This window comes from Chitinophagales bacterium, assembly GCA_040877935.1.
Lineage (GTDB): Bacteria > Bacteroidota > Bacteroidia > Chitinophagales > CAIOSU01 > JBBDNB01.
Window position 1 is genome coordinate 61,831 of record JBBDNB010000046.1, and the last position, 7,635, is coordinate 69,465.

Annotated in this window: 7 protein-coding genes; 6 read left to right on the top strand and 1 reads right to left on the bottom strand. The window is 40.3% G+C overall.

Going from position 1 to position 7,635, the window contains the following annotated elements; genetic code table 11:
* Positions 1–8 precede the first annotated feature (8 nt).
* The 3 genes from WD048_13005 to paaD are packed head-to-tail and all read left to right on the top strand — an operon-like array spanning position 9 to position 1,605.
* Positions 9–374, top strand: coding sequence for a 1,2-phenylacetyl-CoA epoxidase subunit B (locus WD048_13005; protein MEX0813130.1), 366 nt, complete (start codon positions 9–11; stop codon positions 372–374).
* Positions 375–382: 8 nt separating this feature from the next.
* Positions 383–1,129: a 1,2-phenylacetyl-CoA epoxidase subunit PaaC gene (gene paaC, locus WD048_13010; protein ID MEX0813131.1), complete on the top strand. Its 747-nt coding sequence runs from the start codon at positions 383–385 to the stop codon at positions 1,127–1,129.
* Entirely contained in the window at positions 1,123–1,605 is a 483-nt protein-coding gene (gene paaD / locus WD048_13015) for a 1,2-phenylacetyl-CoA epoxidase subunit PaaD (GenBank protein MEX0813132.1), read from the top strand. The genes paaC and paaD overlap by 7 nt, the downstream gene beginning before the upstream one ends.
* Positions 1,606–1,696: 91 nt before the next feature.
* On the opposite strand, the gene WD048_13020 is transcribed toward paaD, so the two are convergent.
* On the bottom strand, positions 1,697–5,440 hold the full coding sequence (locus WD048_13020; GenBank protein MEX0813133.1) for a tail fiber domain-containing protein: 3,744 nt from the start codon (positions 5,438–5,440) through the stop codon (positions 1,697–1,699).
* A 203-nt stretch (positions 5,441–5,643) separates the two neighbouring features.
* On the opposite strand from WD048_13020, the gene WD048_13025 reads away from it, so the two are divergent.
* The 3 genes from WD048_13025 to WD048_13035 all read left to right on the top strand — a co-directional run.
* A complete protein-coding gene (locus tag WD048_13025) occupies positions 5,644–5,862 on the top strand; it encodes a hypothetical protein (GenBank protein ID MEX0813134.1) in 219 nt (72 codons plus the stop codon).
* Positions 5,853–5,975, top strand: a complete 123-nt coding sequence (locus WD048_13030) for a hypothetical protein (protein MEX0813135.1) — start codon at positions 5,853–5,855, stop codon at positions 5,973–5,975. The genes WD048_13025 and WD048_13030 overlap by 10 nt, the downstream gene beginning before the upstream one ends.
* 192 nt (positions 5,976–6,167) lie before the next feature.
* A partial coding sequence (locus WD048_13035; protein ID MEX0813136.1) for a hypothetical protein occupies positions 6,168–7,635 on the top strand: 1,468 nt, incomplete at its 3' end.

Here is a 7,635-nt window from a genome sequence, read left to right on the forward strand (position 1 = left end):
TCAGAACTATGAAATCACTTGACCCGAGAATTAACCGACTTGAATTGCCTCACGAGGCCAATGTCGGAGAGAATGAATATTGGTGCACCTTTGAAGTTTTTAAACAAAGCAAAAGAGGCAAACACCACGAACATGTGGGCTCTGTACATGCCCCGGATCCGGAAATGGCACTGGTTTTTGCCAAAGAGCAATTTGGACGCAGAATTGCCTGTGTAAATATGTGGGTTGTAAAATCCTCAGAGGTTTTTGCTTTTAGAACTGAAGATGAAGATATGTTCGAAAATATACCAGACAAGCAGCATCGCGAGGCAGGTATTTACAAAGTAAGGGATCGAATTCAAGCATTTAAAACTGCATCTGCAAAAGAGAAATAAACAAGCCTATGAATCCAACGATAGACCTATTGTACCGAATGGCAGATGATGTTTTGATCCTGGGGCACAGAAATTCCGAATGGACGGGCCTCGGCCCGGTGCTGGAAGAAGACATTGCCTTTTCTTCCATGGCGCAGGATAAAATCGGACATGCCTATGCTTTGTACAAAATATTGCACGAGAAATTCGGGGAAGCAGAACCCGACCATCTGGCATTCAATCGCGAGGAAAAATTGTTCAAATGCTGCCACTTGGTACAATTGCCCAACCGGGAATATGATCTCAGCTTGATGCGACATTTCCTTTTTGACCATGCAGAATATCTCAGGTATTTGAATCTGAAAGAATCGAGTTTTTCTCCTTTGGCAAAATTGGCCGTAAAAATTAAGGGCGAACTGAAATACCATGTGCTGCACGGAGATACCTGGGTAAAGAAACTGGGTAAGGCCAATGAATCAAGTAATGCGCGCATGCAAAATGCTTTAAATGAGCTGTTTCCCTATGCACTGGGAATTTTCGAACCCGGTATAGATGAACAAACTTTAATCAATGATCAAGTGTTTGTGGGAGAAGAAGCATTAAAGGCGCAGTGGCTGGAAAAAATTGAAGCTGTTTTGAATGCAGCCGATTTAAATTTGCCCGAAACAACAGAAGCCCAATATGGGGGAAGAAAAGGGAAACACACAGAGCACCTGGCGCCCATGCTTGAAGAAATGACAGAAGTCTTTCGAATTGATCCTTCAGCAGAATGGTAAATAAAAAACAAATAAAAGAAAAGTTACAGGAAGTAAAAGATCCTGAAATACCTACTTTGTCTGTATTAGAGCTGGGCATCATCACTAAAATAGAAATTCCTGAACCCAATTTTGTGGCCATTGAAATGACCCCCACTTTTGTCGGTTGCCCGGCCATTGATTTTATGAGAATCAAAGTGCAAAAAGCCGTGGAATCACTCGATGTGAAAAAAGTAGAAGTAGTGGTAAATTACGACAAAAGCTGGAGCAGTAATTTAATTACGGAAGAAGGGAAAAAGAAATTGCTGGAATTTGGTATTGCCCCACCGCGCAAGCACAAAGGTGAAATGGAAAGCGAAGACCTCGAAAAAGCCGAATGCCCCCATTGTGGCAGCACCAATACAACTATGAACAGCCCTTTTGGCCCCACCCTTTGCCGCGCCATCCACATTTGCTACGATTGTGAAGAAGTCTTTGAGCAGTTTAAGCCTGTGTAAAGTAAGCGATGACTGATTATCGAAAACGGTCTGACGGCTACTAGATAGCTGCAAATAGCCGTCTGACCGTTATTTACGCTGAACTTGAAAGTTACTTAGCATTGGCACTCATCATCAACATTTCCTTAATTTCCTCTACTTCTTTTCTCAATTGCTGGTTTTCAGATTGAATTTGTTCAATAGCACAGCGCTCTGATTGTAGGGCAGTGATTTCAGATTCCTGTTTCTTTACTTTATTTTGAAAGTTTTGGATCATTTGTTGCTGTTCACGCACTGCATTAATCAGCATATAGGTCATAGCTGAATTGTTAACGTCCAAATATTTTTCCCCATCTTGTTCAAACTCACCAACCATGTATGGAGCTACTTCTTTGAGTTCTTGTGCTATTACACCTATGTGTTCTTCATTTGTTTCAAAGCCGCTCTTTTCGTTATACTTGTATTTTACAGGGCGAATTTTCAATAATTTTTCTAAACCTTCATCGTAATTTTTAATATCATTTTTCAATCGTTTATCAGAAGGATTTATCCAGCTTCCACCGCCCACTTTAGCGGCATCGCTTGTACTTAATTGTAATTGATAATTGGGATTGTCTAGTCCAATACCGACATCACCATTGCTTAGAACAGTAATGCGCTTGCTGTTACTCGTCCATAAATTAAGGGACGGACTATTGCTGTATGCACTTTCAGATTCTACTGTAATTGCTCCCATCTTGTTGCTTTCCCCAGTAGTATTATCTCTTGAAAGATGAAAAGCCATCCCCATTCTTCTAAGACCAGAAACTGAGCTATTGTGATGATTTCTCATTACTATCATCTTTTGGTAGGGGTAAGAATCGTTGTTATCCCAAATACTCAAAGGAATTTCAGCACCGTTGAATGCACTGTAGCTATAATCTGTAATACCATTGATTTGTACATCTCCATTTACCTGTAATTTTGCATTAGGGTCAGTAGTACCAATACCCACATTTCCAGTTTCAGTGGCCATAACTACTCCATTGTCAAAATACCATGAACCATCAGAAGCGTAATCAGGCCGATAGCCAAACTGCTTATCAAAATTCCAGTTTCCACCTTCAGCAGGCGCAAACCAACTTTGGCTTTCTCCATCGCCAATATCTGTAGAGCCAATAACCAAAACATCTCCATTCTCGGGATTACTAAAATTAAGCAAACCTCCTCCAGAGATTTCTTCTATATGTACCTTGATTTTTGGACTGGCAGTGCCTATACCAACTTTTCCATCCCTACTAATATCTCCAGTATCATCAGCATCTCCATTCCATGTAGGATCCTCTTCGTCATCTACCAAGCTGTTGGGGTCACTCCAGGATACACCCGTACCATCAGTGGTCAATACCTGTCCATTGCTACCTTTATTGCCATCGATTCCAAGACCGCCTTCCAAATTCACATCACCATTAAAAAACCCTGCCCATTTTCCCCCAGTATTTACATCAGGCCATGTTGTAAAGTCCTTTACTGAACCGTAAACCGCAGCACCATTATTATCTCCGCTTAAATATCCATAAACCCCGTAGTTCCATCCAGAGGTAGCATTTCCTGCCACACCATAAACACCATATGTGCGTCCATCGGTATCGGCAGTAGCCCTTGTAGCATTACCATATACTCCTCTGTACCAGCCCCCATCGGTATGGCCAGAAGCCCTTCCTATAAAACCTGTGTGGTAGTTACTTCCACCAGCATTTCCTTCTTTTTCTGCCCTGATGGCAACTGAATTAGTGCTGGTTGTGCTGCTAATTACTTCTAATTGTGTAGATGGCGAGGTAGTGCCTATACCCACATGACCGTTATCTCTATTGATCTTCATTCTTGGGTTATCATTGCTCTCATCCATAAAAATAAACCCATCTGGCCCGTAAGTAGCGCTATTATTCGAGTTGAAGATGATGCTCATTCCGTCTCCAGTACTGCTATTGTCAAATACAATCTTACTGGAAGTCCCGATGGAATTGGCACCGGCTAGTCTGATTTCGGGTGTTCCCGAATTATCGCCTATCTGAAGCACCGGGCTACCTGCCGTGTTGGCCGTTGCTGATGCCGAAGGACTAGTAGTGCCTATGCCCACATTGCCCTTCACTATCAGGTTTCCATCTGCAAGATCCGCCCAAGTGCCATTTCCATAAGAACCTATAGCCACACCTCCATTATAAAACATATGTGCCCCATCCCTAAACAGCAAGCGATATTTATTGTCCGTACCGCCTGAATTATCATCCCAGTCTTTTCCCTGAATCGCCCTTACGTTCTGTACTTCAAAGTCGCTAGCGTTTATATTGGTCGTTGCAGTATGATTTCCCAAATTATCTCCAGTACCGGCTATTTGGTTATCTACATAATCTTTAGAAGCAGCATGAGCAGGAGCTGAGGGTAAGAGTGGAATAGTCAATTGCCCTGTATAACGCCCCGTTCCATCAACATCTAATTTGTAATTTGGAGAAGGTGTCCCAATACCAACTTGTCCCTGGGTACTTCCTGCTGCTAGATATATGTTTCCTGAATGATAGTGGTTTAAATAAATGTGATTACTGCCTCCTTTTGAATCTAAATGTAAATTTCCATTTGAAGTAGCTACCCGCGCGCTTGAGAAAGAAGTCGCCCAGCCGCCTAATATCAGATCTTCGCCAAAAGAACTATTGGGTCCAATTCGAATACCACCATTACCTGCAGCAACATCCAACTTATAACCAGGGCTTACCATGCCTATTCCTACATTTCCCTGGTTGTCGATCACCAAGCCTTCACCTGCTACAGCACCATGTGTCAATTGCATTGTTTCAGTAGCATCGTCTATCCAAATTCTTTTGGTTGTAATACCCGTAGTCTCCGTCCAAAAAGTAAGACCATTACTCGCCCCTTCTTTTCTTATTTGAATTGATCCTACACCTTTATTTGAAAACTCATCTCCTATAAACAATTGATTGGAAATCCTAGCATTTCCGCTAATATTTAATTTTTCTTCAGGATCAGGTGTTCCAATACCCACATTTCCGGAATTATTATTGTAGATATTATTTCCATCCTTATCCCAATGTGTATTATCTCCAACCAAAGCATCCACATATGTTTTCACGGCCTGTTCGGTAGGCAGGGCATTATCACTATTTCCTCCCAATGTACCATCGATGGAAAATTCATTAACGGCAGTACCATATTGTAATGAAAGACTTCCTGTTAAATTTGCATTGCCATTTCGTTCTATTGTAAAAACTTCTGTGCTTGTACCACCAAAGGGCGTATGAAATATGCGAAAAGCTTTGTCAGCACCATAAATTCGTGTTAAATCTCCATTATTCCCTTCTAGTGAGATGCCTACACTTGGACCATTGGTACGTTTGAAATTTGCAATAATATCCGTAGCATCGTGTACTTCAAGTTTTGAGCCAGGGTTCGTTGTTCCAATACCTACTCGTCCCGTAACTCCTTTTATAGTAAGCCGATCCTCATTGTCTGTTACATCCCTGATGCGCAAATCATTGCCATCGATGGGCCAGATATGCCAGGTGTGGCCGGAAGTGTTTTCCAATCTAATTGTGGGATAGCCTGTTGTGGTAGAACTACCTCTCAGATGAAGTTTTTCAGTAGGGTCGGGCGTCCCAATTCCTACATTTCCGTTTTCTTTTACATATAGCCGGGATACATCGCTTTGATCTTTGACATTCAAAAGGTCTGTTCCAGCATCGCCCTTAATTTCAAGTTTTGTGCCCGGTAAAGCTTCTCCAATTCCCACGTTTTTTTGGGAATAAGCTGAAAATGAAAATAAAAAAAGTAAGGTAAAATTTAAATAAGTGTAAAAATATTTCATGCGATAAATTTTTATATAAAAAATCAATAACAATATACGCTGCTTAATGCATAAAGTCAACCTTTTTAACAGTTAATAATTTCAATTGCTCATATTTATGAGTCGTGTAAATACTTAAACCGGAATTATACAATAGTTTCTTATTGCATAATCAGAAGATTTGAAAATCAACAACTTATCATGTTATAAAGGAAACCTCTTTGGTGACATTCCTGCTGGGGTTATGTAATGCGGGTATTCGCATTATGCGCGTGACTTATTTTTTCAAAAACATTCCCAATCAGCTTATTGGGCGCAGTAGCAGTGTGTTTATGACCATGAATGTATTGTTTAGGATTATTATTGTGGCACTTATTTCCAATGCCTTTATCACCAGTGAGGGACGAGTGGTTTGGGTGTATTTGCATTTGGTATGGCAGTGATTTTAGCAGCACTATCTCTTATCCCATTTTATAAAAAGCTGGTCAATCTGAAGCCGGAGCTGCCCGATGCTTTACAGGATTTGCTGGAGAAGGATTTGAAAAATGGAGCCTGATTCATGATGATGCATTGGAAAACACATCATATTCTTATGTATTAATGTAAGTATCCTTGTTTTAAGGCGGTATTATTTTGACTTAATTTATACTATAAATAGTTTTTTTAGTTTATCTTAGATTTTGATAGGATGGTTATGCTTTTACATAGCATCCATTCCAGTTTTTACAAGCACTTAAATCAGTAGAAAATGAGATGTTTAATAGTATTCTTCAGTCTCCTCCTGTTTTTATTTTTCAATCTTAGCGCACAGGTTCCCGATTCAATTAATTACCAAGCCGTTATCAGGAATTCAAGTGGTAATATAATTGTCAACCGACCCATAGATATCCGGTTTAGAATATTGAGCGGATCGGTAAGTGGCACTGTTGTGTATGAAGAGGAACATGCCACGAGCACCAATAAGTTTGGACTTGTAAACATTGTAATTGGAGGAGGAACGCCTATTTTGGGTGTATTTTCGGATGTTGATTGGGCAAGCAACCAACACTGGCTGGAAGTAGGAATTGATATAGAGCGAAGTAATAATTATACAACTATTGGTAGTTCTCAATTTATTTCGGTGCCTTATGCGCTGCATTCAAAAACTGCGGAATTTGCAAGTAATGATTTTGATACGGATCCCACCAATGAATTCCAAATTTTTAAAGTGGTGGGAGATACAGTGACCCTGAGCAATGGCAACTCTTTTATAATTAATAATATTCCGAGAATTGATGATCAAAATCTGTTTTTGCAAAACGACTCCCTTTTTATAGAAGATGGAAATGGTGTTGATTTATCTGGATATTTAAATACGGACGAGCAAACTATTTCGATTTCAAATGATACTATTTTTCTGAGCAATGGCGGATTTGCGATTTTACCATCGACTACAGTAAATACCGATGATCAGAATTTGAGTATCAGTAATGACTCTCTTTTAATTGAAGATGGAGTTGGGGTAGATATTTCTCCTTATTTGGATAATACAGATGCGCAGGTTTTGGCCATTTCCAACGATACTGTTTTCTTAAGCAATGGCGGTTTTATAAAACTCCCAGCCGGCTTTAGCGGGAATTACAACGATCTGACCAATGCCCCGACCAATGTGAGTTCGTTTGTGAATGATGCGAATTATGTGTCAATAGGTGATATATCAGACAATGATTCTACTAATGAGTTACAAAACCTGCAAGGTTTTATCAATGGAACAGTACTGACCATAGCTATCAATGACGGGGATTCTGCTATAGTAAACCTGGCAGGTTTAGTTGATGGTTTGGATACAGATTCTACCAACGAATTGCAAAACATTTCAATTTCTGGCGATACCATTTTCCTGAGCGATGGCGGCAGTATTATACTTCCTTCTGGAACAATAGATACCGATGACCAAACGCTTTCCCTCAATAACGACACTCTTTCGATCCAGGATGGAAATTCTATTTATCTGGGAAATATAAAAGGTGTGGATGGCGACAGTACCAACGAACTGCAAACTATTTTCATTTCAGGAGATACGCTTTTTTTAAGCGATGGAGGTTTTGTGGTATTGGATTCGGTGGGTACTGACGATCAGGTTATTTCCATTTCCAACGATACTGTTTACTTGGAAGATGGAGGTTTTGTCAAATTGCCCGAAGGCTTTAGCGGGGATTACAACGATCTGACCAATG